General features: G+C 39.3%; 20 protein-coding genes. 8 read left to right on the top strand and 12 right to left on the bottom strand.

Translation table 11 applies throughout. The features are described 5' to 3' along the window. Positions 1-452: 452 nt before the first annotated feature. A complete protein-coding gene (locus CWB72_RS21055) occupies positions 453-1,901 on the bottom strand; it encodes an ATP-binding protein (RefSeq protein WP_138633825.1) in 1,449 nt (482 codons plus the stop codon). A gap of 287 nt (positions 1,902-2,188) precedes the next feature. On the opposite strand from CWB72_RS21055, the gene CWB72_RS16895 reads away from it, so the two are divergent. Beyond that, the gene (locus CWB72_RS16895) at positions 2,189-4,117 is read left to right on the top strand and encodes a methyl-accepting chemotaxis protein (protein ID WP_252371582.1); all 1,929 of its coding nucleotides are present in this window, start codon (positions 2,189-2,191) and stop codon (positions 4,115-4,117) included. A gap of 133 nt (positions 4,118-4,250) precedes the next feature. Next, positions 4,251-5,120 carry a PhzF family phenazine biosynthesis protein gene (locus CWB72_RS16890; protein WP_252371581.1) on the top strand — a complete coding sequence of 290 codons (870 nt, stop codon included), beginning with the start codon at positions 4,251-4,253 and terminating at the stop codon, positions 5,118-5,120. Between the two features lie 85 nt (positions 5,121-5,205). Here CWB72_RS16890 and arsH read toward each other — a convergent pair whose 3' ends face one another. The 5 genes from arsH to CWB72_RS16865 form a co-directional block, all read right to left on the bottom strand. Beyond that, positions 5,206-5,973, bottom strand: a complete 768-nt coding sequence (gene arsH, locus CWB72_RS16885) for an arsenical resistance protein ArsH (RefSeq protein WP_138633819.1) — start codon at positions 5,971-5,973, stop codon at positions 5,206-5,208. 79 nt (positions 5,974-6,052) lie between these two features. Next, complete coding sequence (gene sigZ, locus CWB72_RS16880) at positions 6,053-6,598, bottom strand: RNA polymerase sigma factor SigZ (protein WP_138633816.1); 546 nt, start codon at positions 6,596-6,598, stop codon at positions 6,053-6,055. 60 nt (positions 6,599-6,658) lie between these two features. Then, positions 6,659-7,003 (bottom strand): HopJ type III effector protein, encoded by a 345-nt coding sequence (locus CWB72_RS16875; protein WP_138633813.1) that lies wholly within the window; start codon positions 7,001-7,003, stop codon positions 6,659-6,661. Positions 7,004-7,096: 93 nt separating this feature from the next. Continuing rightward, the gene (locus CWB72_RS16870; protein WP_171037349.1) at positions 7,097-8,236 is read right to left on the bottom strand and encodes an alpha/beta hydrolase-fold protein; all 1,140 of its coding nucleotides are present in this window, start codon (positions 8,234-8,236) and stop codon (positions 7,097-7,099) included. A gap of 110 nt (positions 8,237-8,346) precedes the next feature. Further along, positions 8,347-8,940: a LysE family translocator gene (locus CWB72_RS16865; RefSeq protein WP_138633807.1), complete on the bottom strand. Its 594-nt coding sequence runs from the start codon at positions 8,938-8,940 to the stop codon at positions 8,347-8,349. 96 nt (positions 8,941-9,036) lie between these two features. Here CWB72_RS16865 and CWB72_RS16860 point away from each other — a divergent pair, with 96 nt between their 5' ends. Next, positions 9,037-9,489, top strand: a complete 453-nt coding sequence (locus CWB72_RS16860; RefSeq protein ID WP_130255373.1) for an Lrp/AsnC family transcriptional regulator — start codon at positions 9,037-9,039, stop codon at positions 9,487-9,489. A gap of 76 nt (positions 9,490-9,565) precedes the next feature. Here CWB72_RS16860 and CWB72_RS16855 read toward each other — a convergent pair whose 3' ends face one another. After that, complete coding sequence (locus CWB72_RS16855) at positions 9,566-10,783, bottom strand: NnrS family protein (RefSeq protein WP_138633804.1); 1,218 nt, start codon at positions 10,781-10,783, stop codon at positions 9,566-9,568. A 182-nt stretch (positions 10,784-10,965) separates the two neighbouring features. On the opposite strand from CWB72_RS16855, the gene norR reads away from it, so the two are divergent. From norR to CWB72_RS16835, 4 genes are all read left to right on the top strand, one after another. Further along, positions 10,966-12,567 carry a nitric oxide reductase transcriptional regulator NorR gene (norR, locus tag CWB72_RS16850; protein WP_138633801.1) on the top strand — a complete coding sequence of 534 codons (1,602 nt, stop codon included), beginning with the start codon at positions 10,966-10,968 and terminating at the stop codon, positions 12,565-12,567. A gap of 237 nt (positions 12,568-12,804) precedes the next feature. Next, complete coding sequence (gene bfr / locus CWB72_RS16845) at positions 12,805-13,275, top strand: bacterioferritin (protein ID WP_130255370.1); 471 nt, start codon at positions 12,805-12,807, stop codon at positions 13,273-13,275. Between the two features lie 3 nt (positions 13,276-13,278). Continuing rightward, positions 13,279-13,767: a bacterioferritin gene (gene bfr, locus CWB72_RS16840; protein WP_138633798.1), complete on the top strand. Its 489-nt coding sequence runs from the start codon at positions 13,279-13,281 to the stop codon at positions 13,765-13,767. A 453-nt stretch (positions 13,768-14,220) separates the two neighbouring features. Then, the gene (locus tag CWB72_RS16835) at positions 14,221-14,553 is read left to right on the top strand and encodes a zinc ribbon domain-containing protein YjdM (protein ID WP_138633795.1); all 333 of its coding nucleotides are present in this window, start codon (positions 14,221-14,223) and stop codon (positions 14,551-14,553) included. Between the two features lie 64 nt (positions 14,554-14,617). Here the strand turns inward: CWB72_RS16835 and CWB72_RS16830 are convergent, their stop codons facing one another. The 4 genes from CWB72_RS16830 to CWB72_RS16815 all read right to left on the bottom strand — a co-directional run bounded on the left by CWB72_RS16830 (position 14,618) and on the right by CWB72_RS16815 (position 20,286). Beyond that, on the bottom strand, positions 14,618-15,301 hold the full coding sequence (locus tag CWB72_RS16830; RefSeq protein ID WP_138633792.1) for a LipL32 family surface lipoprotein: 684 nt from the start codon (positions 15,299-15,301) through the stop codon (positions 14,618-14,620). A gap of 176 nt (positions 15,302-15,477) precedes the next feature. After that, positions 15,478-17,532 (bottom strand): S9 family peptidase, encoded by a 2,055-nt coding sequence (locus CWB72_RS16825; RefSeq protein WP_138633789.1) that lies wholly within the window; start codon positions 17,530-17,532, stop codon positions 15,478-15,480. Positions 17,533-17,694: 162 nt separating this feature from the next. Further along, positions 17,695-18,921 (bottom strand): threonine/serine ThrE exporter family protein, encoded by a 1,227-nt coding sequence (locus CWB72_RS16820; protein WP_138633786.1) that lies wholly within the window; start codon positions 18,919-18,921, stop codon positions 17,695-17,697. Between the two features lie 126 nt (positions 18,922-19,047). Next, positions 19,048-20,286 (bottom strand): glycosyltransferase, encoded by a 1,239-nt coding sequence (locus tag CWB72_RS16815; protein WP_138633783.1) that lies wholly within the window; start codon positions 20,284-20,286, stop codon positions 19,048-19,050. 207 nt (positions 20,287-20,493) lie between these two features. On the opposite strand from CWB72_RS16815, the gene CWB72_RS16810 reads away from it, so the two are divergent. Continuing rightward, positions 20,494-23,001, top strand: coding sequence for an alpha/beta hydrolase family protein (locus tag CWB72_RS16810; RefSeq protein ID WP_138633780.1), 2,508 nt, complete (start codon positions 20,494-20,496; stop codon positions 22,999-23,001). Positions 23,002-23,017: 16 nt separating this feature from the next. Here CWB72_RS16810 and CWB72_RS16805 read toward each other — a convergent pair whose 3' ends face one another. Next, complete coding sequence (locus CWB72_RS16805; protein ID WP_138633777.1) at positions 23,018-23,884, bottom strand: EamA family transporter; 867 nt, start codon at positions 23,882-23,884, stop codon at positions 23,018-23,020. Positions 23,885-23,912: the final 28 nt, after the last annotated feature.

The raw sequence follows: 23,912 nt of genomic DNA, 5'->3' as shown, positions 1-23,912 counted from the left end.
ATGCGCAGCTCAGGTTAAATATGTAACAAGCTTATTTTCATGGCTTACTATAATCTGGCAATAAGTGGTTAGTTCTAGATAAAAGACATTGAATAATGTAGTCCTTAGGGAAAGTCCATTAATAACACAAACCTAGCATGCAGCATGCAAGTGTCTGAGTTAACTTTTATTAATGAGCAATTGTTTTACTCGGTCAAGGCAACCACCATATTATTAAGCTCTAAAACAGAACATTACCAATGTGATTAATATTATATCGTTAAAATTTACTGATACGCAGGGTGAAATTTGGCCGATTTAAGATGATCTTAGTGTGCTAAGCAATCGAAGTTGCTCAATTAAGACTTGGTTGAAACAAGTTTACCAGTTTTAGCAACTGACTCAAGCAGGTGCTAAAACTACTAACATTTTATTTGAACAAAAGTCATAACACAAAGATAAAAAGGACCATGTTAATTTATGATAGGGATAGCTATGGTAAAACGGCTTCCTTTGCCGAGTTCGCTTTCAACACTGATTGAACCTTGATGACTTTCAATAATCTTATGTGAAACTGATAGACCTAATCCCGTACCTTCGCCTACATCTTTAGTGGTGAAAAATGGGTCAAACAATTTATTAACTGTTGACTGATCCATGCCACAGCCATCGTCAGAAATAATGATATTTATATGTTTATTGTTAACTTGACTCGTCACGTCTATTTTACCATTCTCACCTATTGCATCATTCGCATTCATTAACATATTAATAATTACTTGGCTTAATTCTATGGGTAAGCAACTTGTTAGTGGAATATCTGATAAATTCATCTCGAGGTCTATACCAGGGCTGAGTTCAGAGTTGACCATATTAACAGCAAGTTGTATTACATCTTTATTGACATCAACATTTGCAATCGGCAATTTTTCCATCTGTGAAAAATGCCCTAGATCTTTTGAAATGACGCGTATCCGTTTTAGACCATTCTCGACACTTTCAATAATAGTGTTAGTGTCATCAAAAATGAATTCAAGGTCATGTTTATTAGAAAGCTGAGCAGCTAGTTCTGAACTGCTTTTTTCAAAATCTGACCATGCCAACTTAACATCATCTAGATGTTCTGCTAGGGATTCTATATTGCTTGATACATAACCAAGAGGCGTGTTTATTTCATGTGCTACGCCAGCTGCAAGTTGACCAATTGACGCTAGCTTTTCAGAATGAATGAGTTGTTGTTTAGTTTCTTCTAATTCGTTTAAGGTATTTCTTAAATCAGCGTTGGCTTGTTCCAGTTGTTTTGTGCGCTTTGCAACTTTGGCTTCTAGATTCTCGTTAAAAATTGAAAGCTCTTTGGCCATTTTATCTAATTGGATAAGGTGTTCGTAGGCCCTGAGTGAGGCTGTGATCGAAGAAAAAAGTCTTTGACTAGTTAATTCGGTCTTTGATTTATAATCATTGATATCGTAATTGAGCATGACCTCGTGTTCTGGCATATCGCCAGGTTGGCCGGTTCTTAGAATTATCCTGACTAACGTATTGCTAAATTCTTCACGAACATGTTTTGCTACTCTGAGTCCTGCATCATCTGTTTCCATTACCACATCTAGTAAAATAAGCGATAAGTCTTCAATAGTTTGGATTTGCTCAAGAGCCTGATCGAAGTTATAAGCATGAAATATAGAGAGGCTTTTACCTTTATACTGGTATGTATTTAAGACTAGTTTAGATAATTTGTGGACACCATCGTCGTCATCTACGATTAATACTTGCCAAGTATCTTGCTTCGGTTTGGAGGCGGGTGATGGGGTAGAAGGTGAATCTTTTTTGAATAGAAAATTTTTTTTTGGCGCATTTGACATACTCATGTTCCCCAGACCAAATTCATAAGAAATCATATTTACTATAGCAAACTCTGCCATGGTCAGTACCACAAATATTTAACAAGACAGATTTGTGCAGTTTTATTTAAGATAATTTATAGATAAATTTGCAATTTTGAATGTTAATTGCCTAAATTTATTAAATAATGCTCCATTGCATTAGAGTAAAAGCTTGGAATTTACTCTGTTTTATACCATAGTGGTCGGTCCTCAACTTGGGAACCTTATTTATGCTAGGCAATCTTAAAATAAAACATAAAATTACTGCAGGCTTTGGGGCAATTGGGACCTTGCTCTTATTAGCATGTTCTTTAGGATATATAGCTTTGTCACAAATCAGTGATGCAAACAGTAAAGTGACAGAAGTAACTTTGCCCAGCCAAAGGGCTGTGGATGCGTTGCAACTTCAACAATTGCGTTTAAGTAAGCAAATCTCTCAGGCTTTCAATTTAAATTCGATAAATGATGTTGATAGTGCAATTAAGAGTTTTAATACCGAGGCGGCGTTGCAGCAGCAACTCACATCACAGCTTCAAAAGAAGTTAGCGCATAATCAATCATTGAATGGTTCAGTAGCCCAAGCTCGAGAAGCAATAGAGTCAATGGAGCAATCGGGTCAAAGTATGTTGGCACATAAAATCAATTCTCTTACTTCTGAACGCAGTGTTTCGAGGTTGCTGGAGCAGTTAATTGAGTTTAAAGAGCAAGCCAGTGTTGCTATGCTAGATATTGAACTTATTGATGGTGCACAAGCTCGACAACTTGATGAAATGATGGGTACAGGTGTACGTATTGATGATATGCTTTTTACACTAGAAACGAATGGGAAACAGATACCAAATTTAACTTTAGATACATTTTCTGAGCATAAAGAAGACTTGTTATTCATACTAGATAATATAGATAACAATTTCGAATTTTTAAAGCGTCAGTCGCAAGGAGTAGATGTAGGCGATTTATTCAATTCATTCGAGGATGCTAAGAAAGAGATTAACAACTTACTTAGAACCCCTGGCAACTTATATAATGAGCTAAAAGTTCAGCGTCAAGCTGAGGCTGATGCAGCTAAAACATATCGACTTGCTGAACAATACTCCGTTGAAGTTGTTAAGACGCTTAATAATATTCAAAACCAGACGAAAAAATCGTTTGAATCCTCACAAAAGATCACTCAACAGAAGATACTGCAAGCACAGACCATGGCGGTGATATTGGTCGTCGTGTTTGTTGCCCTAGCTGCATTTATTGCATATTCAACCAGTAAAGCAATGTTATCTCCTTTGAAAGCGGTAAATAAAATGTTGAATTTTCTAGCAGAAGGGGATTTCTCGCGGGATATGAAAAAGCGCAATGACGATGAATTCGGTACTCTAATTGATAACATTAACAAAGTAAAAGACAGTCTAAAAAGCCTCTTATACGATATTAATACAAAAGTACATGAGCTAGATAGTGTGTCTGAAAAGTCACTCTCTGAAAGTCGCGTGGTTGCCGGCAATGCTGCATCACAAATGGAGAGAATGGATGATGCCGCTAATCTAGCGCAAAGTGTTGCAAGTTCAGCTTCACATGTGTCACAGAATGCTCAGCAAAGCTTAGATAGTCTCTTGCAAGCAAATGAGCGTAAAGCTAAGGCTTCTACATTAGTAACCGATAATCAGTCACATATGGAATCACTTGATGGAAAGATGGCTGAAGCGGTGGAAATGATGAACCGTTTAACCTCGCATAGTAACAATATAGGGTCGATTTTAGACACCATTGTGTCGATTGCTGAACAAACTAACTTGCTTGCCCTGAATGCAGCTATTGAAGCCGCAAGGGCGGGTGAACAAGGCCGAGGTTTTGCGGTTGTTGCCGATGAAGTAAGAACACTGGCATCTCGCACTCAAGACTCAACAGAAGAAATCAATAAGATGATTTCGGCCTTACAGCAAGATACTAAACAAGCTGCTGATGCGATTCATGTAGGGCAAACAGATGCATCTGTTTGTGTTGAACAAAGCCAAGCATTGGTTGCGGTTATGCAACAAATTGAAGATGCGCTAAATGAAGTGACCCATTTAAGTGAGCAAGTGACACACTCTGCAGGGCAACAAGAGGGCGATTGTCAGCGTATTGGCCATGTTATGCTTGAAGCGAAAGACACCGCTAGTGATAACGCATCTTCAATGAAACAAATGGCCAAAGGCAGTGAGTCATTAAGTGAATTTGCGCACAGGCTGGCTGAGTCTGTTGAGAGGTTTAAGCTTTAACTGCTCAGAAATTAACAAATAAGCCGCTTTTGATAGCGGCTTTTTTTATTTTAATCAGTAAACGTTTTGATTGCGCTCTTTTACTTTGAAGGTTAACTTCATAACGATTAGGTAATAATTTAAAGGTGTTGATTTGCAAAGTATAAACGCTATTTTAGTTAATTCGTTCACAATGGATGGTAAGGGTGGGAACCCTGCGGGGGTAGTATTGAATGCTGACAATTTGTCCTATGATGAGAAACTCAAAATTGCACAAGCGGTCGGTTACTCAGAAACAGCATTTGTGTCAAAAGATGAAGAAGTTGACTTTGAAGTGTCGTTCTTTACCGTCACAGATGAAGTTAACTTTTGTGGGCATGCAACGCTTGCTACTTTTTCAACTTTATTTAGCAAGGATCTAATTTCTGCAGGCAAGTATAAACAACGCACGAAAGCCGGCATTTTATCAGTTAATGTTGAAGAAAATGGCCGTGTAGTGATGGAGCAAGCTTGCCCGACTTATCTACAAACCTTCGAGTACAAAGATATAGCTCAGTTAATTGGCTTACCGCTTAATATATTATCTTCAACTCAGTTACCCATTGAAGTCATTTCTACAGGCTTACATGATGTGATTGTGCCCGTGCCTTCAGGCTATTTAGACAAACTACAAATAGATAACGAGAAACTTAGCGAATTTTGTGAAAAGCACGATTTAATTGGTATGCATGCTTTTGAGCTAAACAATTCTGAAAGTGAGTTTACTGCCAGTTGCCGAAATTTCGCGCCGCTTTTTGGGATCCCAGAAGAATCAGCGACAGGCAGTTCAAGTGGAGCTTTAGCTTGTTATCTTACAAAGCATGTTTTCAAAGAAGAGGAGTCCCATGATTTTGTTTTTGAACAAGGTCGCGCTATGGGCTGTGCGTCTAGGTTGAGTGCGAGTGTAAAATTAGAAAACGGCCAAGTAAGCAAAGTCGAGGTGGGTGGTGAAGCTAAAGAAACAGGTGTTCTATATGTAAGCTAAAAAGTACCGTGGCTTTATGCTAATGCCACGGTATAAAATATTTACATGTTCTTGAGTGATAATGAGTTAATGATATAAAGTTTAATTAGCAACAAACTACTTTGACTGTGCTTTTTTCAGCATCTTGTTTCTTTGTTATACACTTGGTACTTACTTCAAGAACATCAGCCTGACTCACCTGTTTGTTAATGGCAGTATTAATGCTCTCTTTACGCTCACTGTATCGGTCAACCAACCAATCAAGATTGTCTCGAGTCAGAAATGTGAATTTCATTAGCTCTTCCATCACATCGACAATACGAGCGTGGTAGGCGGACTCTTTCATCGTACCGTCTTCATTAAATTCTTGCCAAGCTTTCGCAACTGAAGATTGATTCGGTATGGTTAACATACGCATCCAACGCCCGAGAACACGCATATTATTTACCGCATTAAAGCTTTGTGAGCCGCCGGATACTTGCATGACAGCCAGTGCTTTACCTTGTGTCGGTCTTACTGCACCTTCTGAGAGCGGGATCCAGTCAATTTGGTTTTTAAGTACAGCCGACATGTTGCCGTGAATTTCGGGAGAAGACCAAACTTGTGCTTCTGACCATTTTACTAAAGCACGTAGTTCTTGGACTTTTTCGTCTTCGACAGATACGCCGTTATCAAAAAGAGGCAGCCCTTTTGGGTTGAACAACTTAACTTCAGCGCCTAAATGCTCAAGTATTCTTGCCGCTTCTTCTGCTGCATAACGGCTCATTGACTGGGCTCTGAGTGAGCCGTAAAGCACCAATACACGCGGTTTATGATTGCTGATTGAGAATTGCTTAGGGGTTACGTCAAAAGCTTGGTTGCTTAATAAATGCATTTCATCTCCAATAGTGGTGTTTTGTATTCACTTATTAAGACGAAGCGCGGTTCAAAAAGACGAAACTATTTTAAAGTTTTTATTTAATTCTTTTTTCGGTTTGTTGTGGTTTTCTATGATAGTCAATTAGATTGCCTTGTTTATCTAACTCAAAATCACAGCAGCGATCGAAAAGCACTTTTAAGTCAGCTCGACTCTTTTGCATTCTAGACTTAAAGGTGGAGTAACTTACTCCAAGCTGTTCAGCTTGTTGTTTTTGCGAGCAGCCTTCTAAGTCAATCTTTCTTATTAAGTCAGCTTCATCTTCAGGCATGGCCTGCAGAAATGGCTCTATGCATCTAATTAAATCAGCTCGAATGTTTGCGTCTTGTTTTTCAATTACCTCGAACAACTCGGTATGCTGGTAGTTATTGTGTTTGCGATAAAAATCAATAATGGCGTGATTAGCAATTTGGAAAAGCCAAGGCTTGATACTGGCCTGATCTTTTAGCTGGTGGATCTGCAAATGTGTTTTTAACAAGATGTCTTGTAATAACTCTTCTGCGTCGGCTGGGTTAGACACTTTCGAAAGTAAAAAAGCGTGTAGGCTGTTCTTGTATTCAGCCCAAATTTGTTCGATAGACATAATTTCAAATAGTGGTTTATAGCTTTTTTATCTTAAACCACTATCTGAATGACTAAAAGCTTACTGAAGCGGCGTATCGTCGAAAGTAACTGCTGCGACACTCGATTCAGCTTTTAAAAGTGTACGGATATTACCGTGGTCGTCATTTTCAGGATGTTGAACAACGTCGATACGATAATAATCACCAAAGCAATGCAGTGTTTGTTCTTTGCTGAGATTGTTGAGTTGTGCAAAAGCTAAGATTTTACAAGAGCCTTGGTTTTGCTCAGCACTGCTTTGCAAGCCGTTATTGTTAAAAGCTGTCGCAGTATAAGTGTAATTGTCAGCAATTATTTGCTGACACAGTTCAAAAGAAATGGTTTCTGGTTGCGCGTTAAGCTGAGCTAAGAAGTCGTTTAATGTCATAAGTTTGTTCCTTTTTTGCTGAGTTTAACGCGCAGAGCGTAGCAGCTCAATTGAATAAAATTAAGCTGCTTAAATTGCCTTAGTAAACTTAGTCTAAAGCTTGCTCAATTCACCTTTGAAATAGGTGAGGGCATCTTCATTGTGTAGCTCGGTTGCGAGCTTAATACCTTGTTGTAATGTGAGGCGGCTCTTTTCAGTTTCTCCTAATTGTTCATAAATTTTTGCGAGCCGGCTTAAGTAGAAGGTATTTTCTGGGTGCGAATTGACTAAATATTGCATCGTTGAAACCGCTTTTTCACCTTCGTTTCGTTCCACATAGTAAAAACTTAAATCGATTAAGCTTGGGTTTGGACTGATGGGTTGTTGGTATTTTTGGGAGAGTTTTTTAAAGTAAGCAATGACACTGTGTCGGCCTGCATTTGCAAATTGCGCTATTTCTGGGGTTTTATCTGCAAATAGGTTTTCCATAGCATCGGTCAGACTGAGACTTGCAACCGATAAAAAATTATATTGGCTGTAATTTGCAAATCGAGCGTGAAACGCTTGCTGCCTGAAATTAGCTTTGATGTTTTCAAACAGTGGTGCGTTATTAACAAAGGAGCCAAGAGAAAGATATAAGAACCTATCTTGATATTGTTCTGAATACTTTAGCTTTGAAAGCCTGTCAACAAGTCCTGACTTGTCTAGCTCTAGTGCTGGTGAGCTGGCAATAAAGCCATTAAATAAAGTCGGCGATTGTTCAAACGCGTACAGTACAAAATTACCATTACTTGAATAGCCTTCCAGTACCTTATACTCGTACGTTAAATAGGTTTTATCGATAAATGGGATGAGTTCGTTTTTAAGCACATTTAAAGTTAAGGGGCTAGCAACGCCGGAAGCCGATATGAATTTAGGATGCAGTGTTGACTCAACATCAAGGTGAGGTAATTGTACAATGATCATGGCGGGCATTGGGCCCATCTCAACATGACTTAGCCAATCGGTTTGATAGGTAAGCATATCAATTCGACTGCCTCCTGATGTGGTATAAAGTACCGGGTATTTTTGATTTTTGTCATACCCCCAAGGCAATATGACATCGAATGAAATCGTTTGTTTGGCAGCCTTAGATTGAAACTGATGCTTTATTGTTTTAACGCCCTTACTTTGTTGCTCTTGTCCGTGTGCGAGCGAGTTTAATAGGCAGGCGAGTAAAAATATGAATAACGTGAAGTGTTTAATTATGTTCATGGTGACTCCTTGAATAGTTGCCACCATGATGAAAGTAAATACTGGTAATTAATTGATTTTCTAGTGATAAAAAACTGATATTTTGCTGATGAAAAGTTTATAGCCGTTTTTTAAAGCGCTGGAACAATAGAGATGATCAATAAACCTGCCATGGCCCAGTTAAACTTTTGCATATGACTTGGCTGCTTCAATACGGCCTGCATTTTTTGTCCTAAAACAATCCAACTCACTACACAAGGGAAGCCAACGATTGCGAAAATAACAGAGATTACAGTGACTGTGAGTAAGTTTTGTTCTGGCGCATAAACGCTCACCGCAGTGAGTGCCATAGTCCATGCTTTAGGGTTGACCCATTGAAAGAGTGCGGCTTGCATAAATGAAAAAGGCTTGCCTTTTTCTGCAATATCTTTGCTCTCACTGGGGGTTGCGGTTGCAATTTTATAGGCAAGGTAAAGCAAATAGACAATAGAAACGACTTTTAAAATGTCATAGGTCACTGGGAACGCATTAAATAGTTGCATTACGCCTAACCCAACTAACTCAATCATAATAGCAAAGCCAACCACGACACCCAGAAGGTGTGGCACTGTCATTTTAAAACCAAAGTTTGCGCCAGAACTCATAAGCATTAAATTGTTTGGTCCTGGCGTGATAGATGAAACAAACGCGAACGCCGCAAACGCGAGAATGATTTCTTGTGTCATAGGATTATTCCTTTACTTGTGTTAAAACAAGCTTAGCGAGTTTCTTGCTTAATTATCACGCGTATTTCACTTTTATAAACTTGGATTTTGCAATTAATTACGAAAATTGATGGATATAACCAACAAATATTGCGCATTCTAGAAAAGGATGGACGAATAGCCAATACAGAGCTTGCTGAGCAAATCGGTTTGTCACCATCAGCCTGCTTGAGAAGAGTGCAAGAATTAGAAAAATCAGGTTTGATTAAAGGCTATAAGGCAGTAGTAGATCCCGAAAAGTTGGGCGTGGGTTTTATCGCTTATGTGGCTGTTGGGCTGACTGAGCACTCAACACCTTCTCAACTCGCATTTGAGCAAGCCCTACAAGATGTTGATGAAATAAAAGAGTGCCATAATGTAACTGGCCCGTATGAATATCTTTTGCGTATAGAAACTAAAGACTTACACACCTTTAAAGCACTTCATGCTGATGTGCTGGGGTCAATTTCTCAGGTGAGAACCATCACCACTCATGTTGTGATGGATTCTCCAAAAGACACAAGACAGTAGCGCTTTAGTTAAAAAGGTCGAAAACAAAGTTGGCTAAAAGCGCTATTGTTTTAACGCTTTTCACCAACCCGTCTTCTTAACCTCTTCGCCCATCAACTCTTTTCTTCATTAAAATGGGTGTATAAAACCACAAGAAGATGGCAAAGCCGACAACCCACAGGTAAACGCTGATATTCCACGCTAGATGGGGAGAATAGACAATCGGCATGAATGAGCGAACTAGTGCACTTAAAGCTATGAAAGCGAATGCCCAAGCGACCATGTTTGCCGGTTTTAATGCTCTGCCGGTATGGCCAAGTGAGACTCTTGCCATCATTGCCAAAATCATTAATCCAATACCGCCAATGGTAATTAAATGCAGTGCATCCGCTGGATTAATACGGCCCGTCAGGTAGCTAAAAGCGAGAAACAAAATGCCAACTGCACTTAAAAAGTAGCCTAAATGCAGTGACCAAAGCAGCGGTACTTTAAATACTCCTTTATCAAACCACAAAATGGTGCGAGTTAAATGCAAAGTGGCAGCAGGAAGTAAAACCAAACCAACATTGATATCAAGAGAAAAGAGCTTGATGCTAGCAAATCCAGTCATCGCCAATAGGCTAAATAACAGCAGCAATTTATCGAGCTTAGGTGTTTTTACTTGTTCATCTCGATTTAAACTGCGTGCCGTAAAAAATGGGATGACACGCCCTCCAATAATGCCAATTAATAACATAAAGCCAAGCACAGCCAGCTGAGTGAATAAACGGGCAAGCAGATATTCGCCCAACGAAGTACTCATTAAGAATGCGCTATTAAAGAGAGTGAGTAAGGCCAGCACAACAATCATGATGTAATTGTGTTTTGAAGCCGATGACACCAGCATATGGCTCAAATAAGCAATAGCAAAAAGCCAGAAGAATATTTGCCCAAGTAGTAAAAGTAACTGGTTGTCTGCATAAAAAAAGAAAATAGCTCGGCAAGAAACCCAAATCGCGCTGAGGGTAATTAAGCCTTTACCAGAAAGTCCAGGCACACCAGTCCAAGTTTGTGCTGCTGTGAGTAAAAAACCAATAGCCACCGCTGAAGCAAAGCCAAAGATCATTTCGTGTGCGTGCCAAAGTGTCGCAGGAATTTGTGCTTGCCAAGAGAGTATGCCATTTAAAATAAATTGCCATAGCAAAATAGCGAGCACTGACCAAAGCCCAGCTAATAAAAAGAATGGCCGAAAGCCAAGCATGAATAATGGCCATTGATGTGGCTTGAAAAGTTTAAACTCACTAGGCACCGGCTCAGTTAAATTGATTGGTCTCATGACTACTCCACAGCATTTAAATTATCTTTTTGGGCTTGTGAGAGTAGTGGCATTTACTGTGCCAAATATTATTCTTATTAAAATCAGATTATTAGTAAGGTTTAATAAATAATAATTTGAATGGGAGAGTCATTTTGACTTAAACTTTGCGTGTCTTTTGGTAAGTAAAGAGTCAAAAACACATGGAGCAACGTTCGTTATCTTCACTGCTTATGCTTAACAGAGCGTTAGCTCGGGCATTACCTAACTCTGCGCAATTTGACGTAGAGCATTGTTTTGAAGCCGTTATTCAGGCTGTCAAAGAATGTTTTATTAGTGATGCCATTGCCTTGTTACTCTATCAAAATAACAAACTGGTACCTGTTGCCATATCAGGATTAATGCCAGATGTGTTGGGTAGACACTTTGTGATAGACAAACACCCGCGTTTACAGGCAATTAGTCAGTCGGATAAGGCTGTCAGATTCAGTGCCGACAGCGAACTCCCAGACCCTTATGATGGACTTCTTATTGCACAAGAAGGTGATATTCCTGTTCACGCGTGTATGGGGTTTCCGATTAAGCATCAAGAGCAATTGCTTGGAGTGATCACGGTAGACAGTTTAAATGCGGGCACTTTTGAAGACTATGCGCCGTCTTTTTTGCAAATGGTCAATGAGGCTTTGAGCCGACATGTCAGTGCCATACTACTAACTCAAGATCTGCTCACTAAAGCGCAGCAGGGCAGTCACTTAATCACCGAACTGAGTAAGGGCCAATACGAAATGGTCGGGCAAAGTCTGGCCATGAAGCAATTACAAAGAGATATTCAACTTGTAGCAGGTTCTGACTTTACGACGCTAATCACGGGTGAAACAGGCACAGGTAAAGAGCTAGTTGCTCACTCTCTGCATAATCAATCTCTGCGTGCGAGCAAAGTGTTCGTTCAAGTCAATTGTGCCTCTTTACCAGAGACGTTGGCCGAAAGTGAGTTATTTGGTTATCGCAAAGGCGCTTTTACTGGGGCAAACTCACATCGTGATGGTAAGTTTCTGCTTGCAGACGGCGGCACGATTTTTTTAGATGAAATCGGTGAGTTACCTTTAAATACTCAAAGTAAATTACTTAGAGTATTACAAAGCGGTGAAATTCAACCAGTTGGTGCTGATAAAACCCAATCTGTTGATGTGCGGGTCATTGCAGCGACAAATCGAAATTTATTAGAAGAGGTTGAAGCAGGGCGCTTTCGCGCAGACTTGTATCATCGACTCAGTGTATTCCCGATTAAAGTACCTTCTTTAAACGAGCGCTTAGATGATATTCCGTTATTGACAGGCTTCTTTGCTGAAAAAGTCAGTAAGCAACTTGGCATTGCGCAATTAAAGTTGTCACCGAGTTTGTATCAATTACTACAATCTTACAATTGGCCAGGCAATATTCGTGAGCTTGAACATGTGATAAGCCGTGCAGCATTAAAAGCAAAACAAAAACAGTGGCCAAGTAGCATTATTAGTGTAGATGAGGGGGATTGTGAATTGTTTACAGATAATCAAACTCATGACAAGGTTGCTCAGTCTGGTTTTGAACAAGTACACACTTCGAGTCTCGCTCAAAATAATTCAAATTTTAACCAACTTGACTCATTAAAGTCAGCTACGGAGCAATTTCAAAAAAATTTAATAGAGCAGACTTTATTAGAGCATGATCTAAATTGGGCTGCAGCGGCCAGAACATTAAAGCTTGATAGAGCAAACCTAGTACGTTTGGCTAAACGCTTAGGTATTTTAGTTAAAAAGTCAATCTAAGCATATAAATCAATGGTTTGCTGTAATAATTACCATGTTTTTAATTTACTAAATAGGAGTGGTAAAAAAGTATGGTGTTAAGAGTGTTTTTGCTAATCTAAATCACTCTCAATAATGTTATAAGTTGTTTATTTTAAAAGGATATATTAAATCTTTGCTTATCTTTAATTGGTCTTGCAGTGACTAAATTTTAGTCTAGTGTTATAGGGCGTCTCGTAACTTTTATTAGGGGGCCCTATGCAGGGTAACAAACAAGTCATTGCGCAATTAAATGCGATTTTGACACTAGAACTGACGTCGATAAATCAATATTTCCTTCACGCCCGTATGTTCAAAAACTGGGGGCTAGAAGAGCTAAACGAAAAAGCCTATAAAAAATCTATAAAAGACATGAAACAAGCGGACGATCTTATCGAACGTATTTTGTTTTTAGAAGGCTTGCCAAATTTACAGCACCTCGAAAAATTGCGTATCGGTGAGCATGCTGAAGAAATGCTTGCGTGCGATATGGCATTCGAGTTAGAGCAAATCCCTGCCTTAAAAGCGGCAATCGAATTGTGTGAGAAAGAGCAAGATTACATTTCTCGCGAACTGTTAGAAGAGATCCTTGAGTACGAAGAAGAGTATGTCGATTGGATTGAAGCACAGCAATTCTTAATTCAACACACGGGCATCCAAAATTATCTGCAGTCGCAGGTCGAGGAGTAAATCATGCAAGGTAATTCAAAAATAATTGACCTACTTAATCAACAGTTGACACTTGAGTTAACTTCGATGGATCAGTATCTCGCACATTCTAAAATGTATGAAGACTGGGGACTAGGTAAATTAGGTCATAAACTAGCGCATGAATATGATGAAGAGTTAGATCATGCAAAAGCGATTATTGAGCGAATTTTGTTTTTAGAAGGCAAACCTGATACAGCCTCACGTCAGCCAATTAACGTGGGCGATAATGTTCAACAAATGCTAGAAAACGATCTGGCGGCTGAGATGACAGTCGCTACGAGTTTAAGAAACATCATAGGTGAGTGCGAAAAAGTACAAGACTATGTGACTCGTGAAATTCTAGAGAAACTCCTAGATGACACAGAAATGGATCACATTTATTGGCTTGAACAGCACTTAAACTTAATCAAACTAATGGGTCTGCCAAACTATATTCAATTGCAAATGGACAATAGTGCACCAGATGCGTAATTGAATGTAATTTGCTGTTTTGATAGACAAAAACACAATATTTAGGGCATTGTTTTTATACTAAACGTGCCCTTTTTATATGAGTGAATTTTATTGTCAGCCTTTAATCCAATAGGCCTGTGTTTACCTAGTTTTTAGTGTTCTGTTGGAGCATTAAAGTTCTGCTCGCTCAATATCAAAACTCAGTAATATTTAATTATTTGTTTGTATTAAGATTGACGTTGGCTCAATTCTAAATTTCTAATTAAGAACAACCAAAACTCAATATTTCCACTGCTATTATCTCTTGACCAATCTGAGCAACATCCTCAGCACTGACTTCAAAAACGCGTATTCAACCTGAATTAATCATCGTTAAAGTCTGATAGTTGATCAGGTTTTTTTAAGTACTCCTCGCATGCTACTTAATTAGTCATTAGAATAGCGGTATTGTAATTTTAGAAGTTGTGAAATATGTCATTACCTCCTTGCCCTAAATGTAGCTCTGAATACGTCTACGAAGATCAAATAAACCTTGTGTGTCCAGAATGCGCACACGAATGGAACCCAAATGAAGTGGATGAAGATGCATTTGAAGTGAAAGATGCAAACGGTACTGTACTTTATGACGGTGATAAGGTGACTGTTGCAAAAGATCTTAAAATCAAAGGCAGCTCGCAAGTAATTAAAATTGGTACTAAAGCGCTTATTCGTCGTGTACTAGATAAAAAAGACCATGAACTTGACTGTAAAGTTGATGGAGTTGGTGAAATGATGGTAACGGCTAAGTTCGTTAAAAAAGCATAATTGATATAATGTCTTAAATTAAAAAGGCCCGGATCGGGCCTTTTGTCATTAGTAAGAAGTCCGATTAAAGCTTATTACCATTTACCAATTCATGTAACTCTTCAAGCGATGCTGCGATTTTAACGCCAGGCACATTAGTACCTATAGTTGCTTCGAATGAGCCTTCAACGTTTGAACGGAATGACGTAAATGAAATACGGTAAACACCGCGAACAAGTGCTTCACTAGGGTTATTCATTGACGTTGTTTTACGTAGAAGAGAGTTATAGTTTGCGCCACTTGGGTTTGCAGGTAACTCTGATGTATCGTCATTACGCCCTAAGTTTTGTAGCACCTTGCCACCATTTTTGATTTTTGTATTGTCGATGATATTTAAACGATCAAATACAATATAAGTATCAAAGAACTTTTCAGCATCTTTTTGCATGCCAGGAGTATAGTTAGCATGCTTAAAGTCAGCTACTTCAGGTGTTGAAACCGCTGGTGAGATCATTGATACACCAATTTCATCTACTGCAGCAGGTACCCAAGCATAAAGATAATAAGTATCTTTACCTTTATACTTGCCTTCAGGCTGAACTGATGAGTCTACATAACCAAAGTAGTTTGAGTAGTTAGCATATGGCAAACGCGCTTCAATGCCCGCTACACCTTCAGATACCGAGCTTTTAAGATGTGGACCTGTTGCTGAACAACCTGCTAAAACAGTTGCAGTTACAAATGGTAAAACTAGACGAGAAATTTTCATTGATTTGACTCCATGTCACTGTATGAGAAATGAGCATAGAGTATACGCGTGAAATTTTTATTACTAAAGTATTAGTTATTAGAAATTTCTCACTATGAAAATATTGACTGATTTAAGTTAAATACAAAAAAGCCACCTAAAACAGGTGGCTTTTGGTTGATTTTAATAAAGTAAATTTACTTTTTAGCTTCTTTTGCAGCTTTTAAATTTGCAGCATGATCGATTTCGTAAGTTGGCATGGTTTTCTTACCGTCAATTAGGTAGTTGTCCATCCAACGCATTAAACGAATGCTGTAGTCATATTGTGCAGCTACTTTACGGTTACCATGACCTTCGCCTGGATAATACACTAGACGTACATCTTTACCTTGTACTTTCATGTAACGGTATAGCTCCATTGACTGAGCAGGGTGAACTCGAGGATCGTCTTTACCGTGCATGATAAGTAATGGTGTTTCAGATTGACCTGCCCAGTAAATTGGGCTGCGCTCTAAGTACCACTGCCATTTTTCCCAAGGGTATGAACGAGCGTGTACAAGGTACATTTCATTAGAAATGTCAGTTGTACCAAACTTAGATAGCTGGTTTGTAACACCTACAAACATTACACTTGCTGCGAAGTGTTCAGTCAGTTTAGTCGCGCCCCAAGCTGATGCATAGCCACCGTATGAACCACCTGTAATACCAACGCGCTTGCTATCAACTAAGCCCATTTCAACTAAATGGTTTTTCATATCAACTAGGTCGTCAAACTCTTTACCTGCATAGTCACCTTGACCAAGCTTAGAGTAATCAACACCTTTACCTGTTGAGCCACGGTAGTTCGGGTAGAAAACAGCATAACCACGGGCAGCACCCATTTGACCAGGGTCAGAGTAGCTTGTTAACCAGCCGTCTTTGTCGTGGCTTTCAGGACCACCGTGAACCGCCATGATCAGTGGGTAGCGCTTACCTTCTTGATAATCAAGTGGGTAAATTAATACGCCACCAATCTCAACACCGTCACGCGCTTTGAATGAAATATTTTCTTGTTTAGCAAAGCGTTTGTCATTTAACCAATCATTTGAATCTGATAGACGTTTTGTCTTTTTACCGCGAAGCATGAAAACTTCGTTCGGGTGCTTGTCTGTATTACCTCTAAGAACAATGGTCTTGTCTGAATCAGATACAGATAGGTTAGAAGCAATCAGTTTGCCTTCTTTAACAATCTTCTTGTACTTGTTAGAACCAACTTTGATCTGCCCAACGAAGCTTTCAGCGCCAACGTTTGCAACAAAGTTTAATGTGTTACGGCGGTTAGCCCACTCGAAATCACCAATGTGGCCCATGAAGTTCGGGATCCACTCTTCAATTTCGCCCGTCTTTGCATTACCTAGATATAGACGACCAGTAGCAGGATCGTGCTTATCTTCTGCACCAAGAATAGCAACATAATCGCCTTCGTATGAGAATTCAGCAGCACCTAATTTACCTTCTGTTTTGAAAGACGTGGTAATTTTCTGCGAAGCTACATCCATAACATGCCACTGTGACTTCATATATTTGTCGTCAATCAGGGCTGTAGGTTGAGTTTTAACAAGCAGTTTGTCGCCTTCATCAGAGAAGTTGATGTCGCTTACATAGCCCTCAATTTCTACCGCAGCAGGTTTAAGTGCTTTTTCAGATTGCACTAAATCAACAAGGTGTAATTGTTTATTCTTAAGGCCTAACTCATAAACTTCAGCCATAAAGCCAAGCTTTTTAAGTTCTTTTTCAGTCTTATCTTTTGCTGGCATCGCTAATATAGCAACTTGTTTGCCATTTGGATTTAGCTTGTAGCTAGAGATTGAAGTACCGTTTAATGATAATACTTTTTGTGACTCACCACCGTTAGCTGCGATACGGTATAAAGACGTGAATTTATCTGTTTTCTTCTTAGTTAAGAAGTAGATAAAGTCACCATCAGCAGACCACTGAATACTGCGAACACTGACTTTACCTGTTATGAAAGGGCGCTCAATGCCTTTGTCATCAACAACATAAAGCTCAGAATAGTTTGTGCCGTTAGCATCGATATAAAGTTCTCTTGGCACTGAGCGTGTAAAAGCTACTAGCTCACCTTCAGGGTCAACTGCGGTTTGGCCTACAGATTGGATTTTAGGAATATCTTCGATTGTTATTGTGTCATTCGCAAAAGCAGATGAGGTAACTAAACCCACTGCAAGTGCAATAGCTGATTTTATTAACTTCATTATGTGACCTTGTTGTTCAGTTTTTTGCGCTATTTTATAGTCACAAACGGTGATTTCCAGTGTTTGCTATTAAGAGAGAATAATTAACGACAAGATTTTAAAAGAAATGTTGGTGATTTAATAGAAAAGAAGGCTGCTCAGTTTATGCAGCCTTAATTGTATTTATAAACTTTTCTTGGGCGGTAGCGCCACGTTAGCGAAAATTAAACCCGCAACCAGTGACATGAAGATCAAAAACGTTTGTTGACCAATTTGGTCTGCATTAACGAAACTTTGTCCTTCAATTAATGAGTTCAAACCAATGTATGTTTTAGAACCTGGCACCAGAACTATAAGCCCTTGCATAGCCACAATAGAGGCTGGCGCATCCACTACGCGGTTAAACAAGTTACTAAATACACCAACCGCAAACGCACCGACGAAAGCACCTATGCTGTAATCAAAGTAAACTGCTGCACTGATACTTGCCGCATAAGCGATAAAGCCTGATGCCACTGACCAACTTGCGTGTTTTAACTTGGTTCTAAATATAATTATTAAGCTGCCACAGAGTAATAACACAGCAAGCCAAGCTGTCCATTTAGGTAGTGCTTCAGGCTGTATAAAATCAGTCTTTCCAAACAGAGCGAAGCCGATGCTAATGCCTAAGAAAGCACCAAAGTAAAGCTTAAACAGCAGCATAATGGCATCCATTACTCGAGCTGTCCCTGATACTAAGTGCCTTGCTGATAGTTCAGCAAAACCAAGTGCTAATGCCAAACCAGGAATAAATACAATAATAGAAGATAAGATGACTAAGCGAATATTCACACCTGGGTCTATATAACTACTGACAGCACAGGCTGCAATCGCTGCGCCAATGGCGACCAAAGGTTCGAGCATGTGTGTCACTCGCTTTGAGCGGCCAGACCATAGCACGAACAAAAATACAATGGCGGATATTATTCCTGACCAGAAGACATCATTCCAACTGGTACCCATTAACATGGCAAAAGCTGAGCCTGAAACCATAAAAGCAAACCCAGTAAACCAATGGTTATAAGGGTTTTTGTTTGTGTCTATGGTTTCTAAATTAGCATCAGCTTCTTCAATGGTTAATTCGCCAGCCAACATACGAGTTACTACATCATCGGTATCTGCTAATGAACCTAAATCATGATCGCCAGGTTCGACACGCGCAACATGCGTATACTCTTCTTCATGGCCATCTGTCCATATCACAAAGGTGACAGAAGTTGGTGACATAACGAAAGACGACTTTAAGTTTAGGTGCGTTGCGACTTCCATTAAATGAGCTTCAAGACGATAGGCAGGCGTACCGTATTTGTGCAACATTTTGCCAAGCTTAACAATAAACTTTCTTTTTTGCGTAAAACTAGCTGTGTTCAAGTTTTTAGACCAAATGAGGGTGGTAAAAGTAAATATTAGGTTAACTATAGCTGAAGTTAACCTAACTGGTATGCTTTGTTAGAAACGGGGCGAATTCTAATCACTTTTGAAGGTATGTCTAGCAATTTATTGTGAATTATTTTTGTTTTTTGCTTCAATCCATTGCGCCATATATTGTGTACTCTTCATGGTGTGATGTTTAAGCATTTGCCCTGTAAAATTATTCATTCTGTGAGTCGCTAAATTCTCTAAAATAGCGTTTATTTTGGTGATCAGTTTTGCCCCTAATTGCTCTTGGTCATAGAAGGCTTTGAGTAGCTGATTAGCGTTATTTGCACTTTGTTCAAATTGAGTTCGCTCCTTGTATAGCTCAACTGCTGCATTTGCAAACTCTTCTGCGCTATTGGCGATTTTTCCTGGCCACGCTAGGCTTTGCTGCGTCATGCCTTCAGCACCTATATCTGTTGTAACACTCGGAGTCTGATTTATCATGGCTTCCAGAAGCTTACCTTTGATCCCCGCACCAAATCTAAGTGGGGCTAAACACACCTTGGCGCTTTGCATTACATGGTTGGCATCTTCAGCCCAGCCTTTAATCAAAAAACCTGTTTTTGGGTTATTAAGTGCTGTTGCTTTTGGGGGGGGGTAAGAACCATAAATATGCAATTGGGCATCAGGCAGCTGTTTCTTTATCAATGGCCAAATTTCTTGCAGATATAAAACGGCATCCCAATTTGGAGCATGTCGAAAGTTTCCTATGGTCATAAAATGAGACCTTTGCTTGAACTCAGGTAGGGAGTCTGGTAATGCGTCTAGATTGACCATAAAAGGGAGGTGATGACATAAACTCATATCAACTTTGAAAAATGATTCAAGCAAAGACATTTCATAACTAGAAATGATTAAACTTAAATCACAGCGTAAGATAGCGGCAATTTCTCTTTTGGCAATCTCACTTTGTAAGTCTGTTAAAGTGAAGTCGCGTTTTACTTTGTGTGCGGTATGTCTTGCCTGTCTTAGGCATTGTAAATCTTCAGTATCAAGTATTTTTAAAGCATTAGGCGCAAATTTATCGACTCGCCAACCAAATTGCTCTTCCATCATAAAACGGTCGAACATTACAATACTTGGGTTAAATTCTGCAATGTATTCGTCAAAGCTAGAGCAATTTAAGGCAATTTCTTTACTGCTGATCCCATAACTATTGAGCTCAATCATGTGCTCTGTTGGTTGGGCTGGAGTTGCAAACTCAACTTGCCAATCTTGTGCGCGAAATAGTTTGAGCAGTGACATCATATGTGTGCCCGCTGCTGATGAATTTGGTTCAGGCCAAACATAACCAATAACTAATACGCGCTGACTCATGACACTCTCTTTATATACTGCAATTTAAAGGCGGGCAGTCTATATCAATTTTAAGATAAACACGACGATTGCCTGCATTAATAAAATACTGCTTTTTCATGGAAAGCTTGGCAATTTGCACGACTAAAGTGTCTCGATATTTGGAAATAGCTGCAATTTTAATGATTTAAGTATATTATTTCGCAACTAACTGACTAGGGGAAAAGTATGAACTGTGCTGTCTCGTCTGTATTTGGCGCTTTTATTTTTACATTTTTGATCGCTTCTAATGCCATTGCGAATACAAATACTAACGGATATCAGGTGCCTAGTACTGAATTTGCGCGTTTAGTCGAAGTACAGTCAACACCCGATATATTAATGAGTCCAAACAATGATTGGTTAGTGCAACTTTCTGAGCACTCAATTGGTTATAAGCAGCTAACTCCCCCTAGCTTGAACCTTTTTGATATTCAATTTAATCCATTTAACTTTTCACGTATTGACCAAAAACGCTATGCCGATATTGAGATAAAACATGTTATTTCGGGTTCTGTCCTTAACCTAAATAATTTACCTGAAGGGGAAATCAGAGATGTGCAATGGTCTGCGAATAGTCGTTTTTTGAGCTTTGTACTTGAGCAGGTAAACTCAGCGACACTTTGGGTGTTTGACGTACAAAGAAGAAGGCTAGAGCAAGTTACTCAGTCAACACTCAATGGCTTTTTGACAACTTCACCTTATCAATGGTTACCAGATAGCACAGGGTTTGTGGTGAATATTGCGGTCAACCATGGCAAACCTTTACTTGAAAAGCCCACGGTTGCCCAAGTTAAAAAGCGTGTTGAATTAGATGCAAAAGGTTTGATGATTACAGAGCAATTCCACCCTGAAGAACTGATTGAAGAAGCTAAAGATAAAGAAGAGCTAGAAGAAAACACCATGAGCGTAACTGGTGTTGTGTCTTCGGAAACTGAAAATCCGCAACCTGCTGACGAGTCAGACTTTGTTGAGACTGTGCCAGAGCCTCTTGCGGATCAATTTAAGTTTTTTGCACAGGGTCAACTTTTGAAGATTAGTTTAAGTGGGCTTGCCAAACCTATCGGACAAGCGACATTTTTACAGCAATTTAGCGTTTCTCCTGATTCAACCAATTTAATTGTCAATATGATAGATGACCCAATTACTTCAACGGTACCTAAAAGTCATTTTGCTAATGTTTGGCAAGTATGGGGAATGACGGGCTATGCACTCTATGAGCTTGCAGTTAACCCATTGATAGAATCTGTAGAAGCCGAAGTACTACCATTAAAGAATGATTTTCAATGGCGTTTAGATAAAGGGGCGACTGTACTTTGGTCAGAATCTAAAATGGATGATTCTGATAACTTATTTACCGTCAGTGCGCCATTTAGAAAAGAGCCACAATTGTTTGCTACTTTGGATTGGCAGTTTGAAAATATACAATGGGCTTCAGACAGCTTAGCAGTACTGACAGAAAAATCTTTAGATGGTGAATCGCTTAGACAAAGTATTATCACCCCAAGAAGCGCCGACCAGAGAAGAGTATTATATCGTCAATTTAGTACTCAACATGCTCCTCAAATTTGGCATAAGTTTATAAAACAAACCAATGACTTAGGTAAAGAAGTCCTGAAAGTGGTTGGTGGCCGTTATTTATTTGTACATAGTCTGCAACCTGAAGGTGAAAACCTAGTACAAAAGCTTGAAAGATTCGATGCTAAAACAAATAGCCAATCAACATTGTGGCAATCTCAACCAGAATATTCAGAATCTTTAATCGCCTTACTCGATGATGAAGGAATGCGTTTGTTGTTTAGTAAAGAAACACAGCTACAGCCAAGAAACTTTTTTGTTAGTGATATGACTTTTAATACGTTAGAGCAATTAACGAGAAATACGCATCCAATTGAAGGGTTTATAGGCGTAAAGAAAGAACAGCTAAAGTATCTAAGAGCTGATGGTAAAGCGCTTACTGCAAATCTATATTTGCCAAATAACTACGACTTTACGCAGGGTAGTTTACCTGTTTTGTTTTGGCTAGGTGACAATATATATAATCAACAAGGCGACTTTGTAACAAGTAATCATAAAGATATGGTGGCGTATGTTGCAAAAGGTGTCGCAATATTAGAAAACCCGAGTATGCCTAGTTTGAAAGAGGCAACTTCAAGTGAAGCTTTTATAAAGAACTTAAAATCAAGTGTAAAAGCAGCAGTAGATGCACTTATTGCTAAAGGAGTTGCTGAGCAAGGTAAAATATCAATTGCAGGACATGGCCGTGGTGCAACTTTAGCGTCTTTAGCTATTTCCAACACTGATTACTTTAGCACCGCAATTTTACGAAACGGCCAATACAATGCGTCTATGACGACGAAAGGATATTTGGACTCGGATACGGCTTTTTGGCAAAACTCAGCTCTGTTTGCTGGTGTTTCAATGTTTAATTCTATCGATAAAGTATCTATACCAGTTTTAATCATTCATGGTAAAGAAGACGAATATGCAAGCCAGTTACAAGCTAAATTGTTATACCGGACTTTGATTGAATTAAATAAAGAAGCGCGTTTAGTACTCTTGCCAAATGAACAACATGAATATCACAGCATTGAAGCTATTTTACATGTGCTATGGGAACAAGAGCAGTGGTTAGAAAAGTACGTCATGCCGAAAGATGAAATGTATTCTCCTGAACAAGCGCGCCCATTCAACTAATAGGGAAAAGCCGGTTTTATCCGGCTTTTTCTTTTTTAGGTTGCTCACTACTGCCCATTGAACTGCCTATCGAAGCAATAATAATCATTAATACCGCAACCCACTGCCAAACTGTTAGCAATTCACCAAGAATAATCAAGCCTGCAACGGCTGCAACAGCAGGCTCTAAGCTCATCATAATACTGAATCCTTGCGCAGGCATATTTCTAAGCGCCACCATTTCTAAGCTATAAGGCAGGGCACTTGATAAAATACCTATCATGATCCCGAGTGGAATAAGCTCCCAATTCAACAAAGCTGTACCTTGAGAAACTGCCCCATAAGGCACGAGCACAACTGCTGAAACTGCCATACCGATAGCAACTGTTGCACCTCCAGAGCCTTGGTTTCCAGTTTTCTTACCAAATAAAATATAGCCAGCCCAAAATGTACCAGCTATTAATGCCAGTATAACGCCAATTGGGTCTAATCCAGTTTGGCTATCCATATCAGGCAGCAGAAGTATAATTCCGGCTATGGCAAATACCACCCACAAGTAATCACGTTTTCTTTTTGAAGAAAACAAAGCGACAGCAAGGGGACCCGTAAACTCTAATGCAACGCCAATACCCAAAGGAATACGCTCAATGGCATAGTAAAAAGTGATATTCATTCCACCTAGACATAGGCCATATACTAGGATAGGCCCCCACCTTTTCGGTAAATGACGCCAAGGCCTGAAGATTAAGCATAAAATGAGCGCAGAAAAACCAAGCCGATAAGCTGTTGTGCCTTCGGGTCCAACATAAGGGAAAAGTTGTTTCGCAATAGATGCACCTGATTGAATGGTCACCATTGCACAAAGTAAACTGGCGATTGCAAAAAGCAAATCTCTATTTGCCATTACGATTTAAAACTCTCATATTTAACTG

The sequence above is a fragment of the Pseudoalteromonas phenolica genome, from assembly GCF_005886345.1.
In the GTDB taxonomy this organism is placed as follows: Bacteria; Pseudomonadota; Gammaproteobacteria; order Enterobacterales; family Alteromonadaceae; genus Pseudoalteromonas; species Pseudoalteromonas phenolica_A.
The sequence above is the reverse complement of the archived record's forward strand: the minus strand, read 5'-3'. Positions and strand labels throughout refer to the sequence as shown.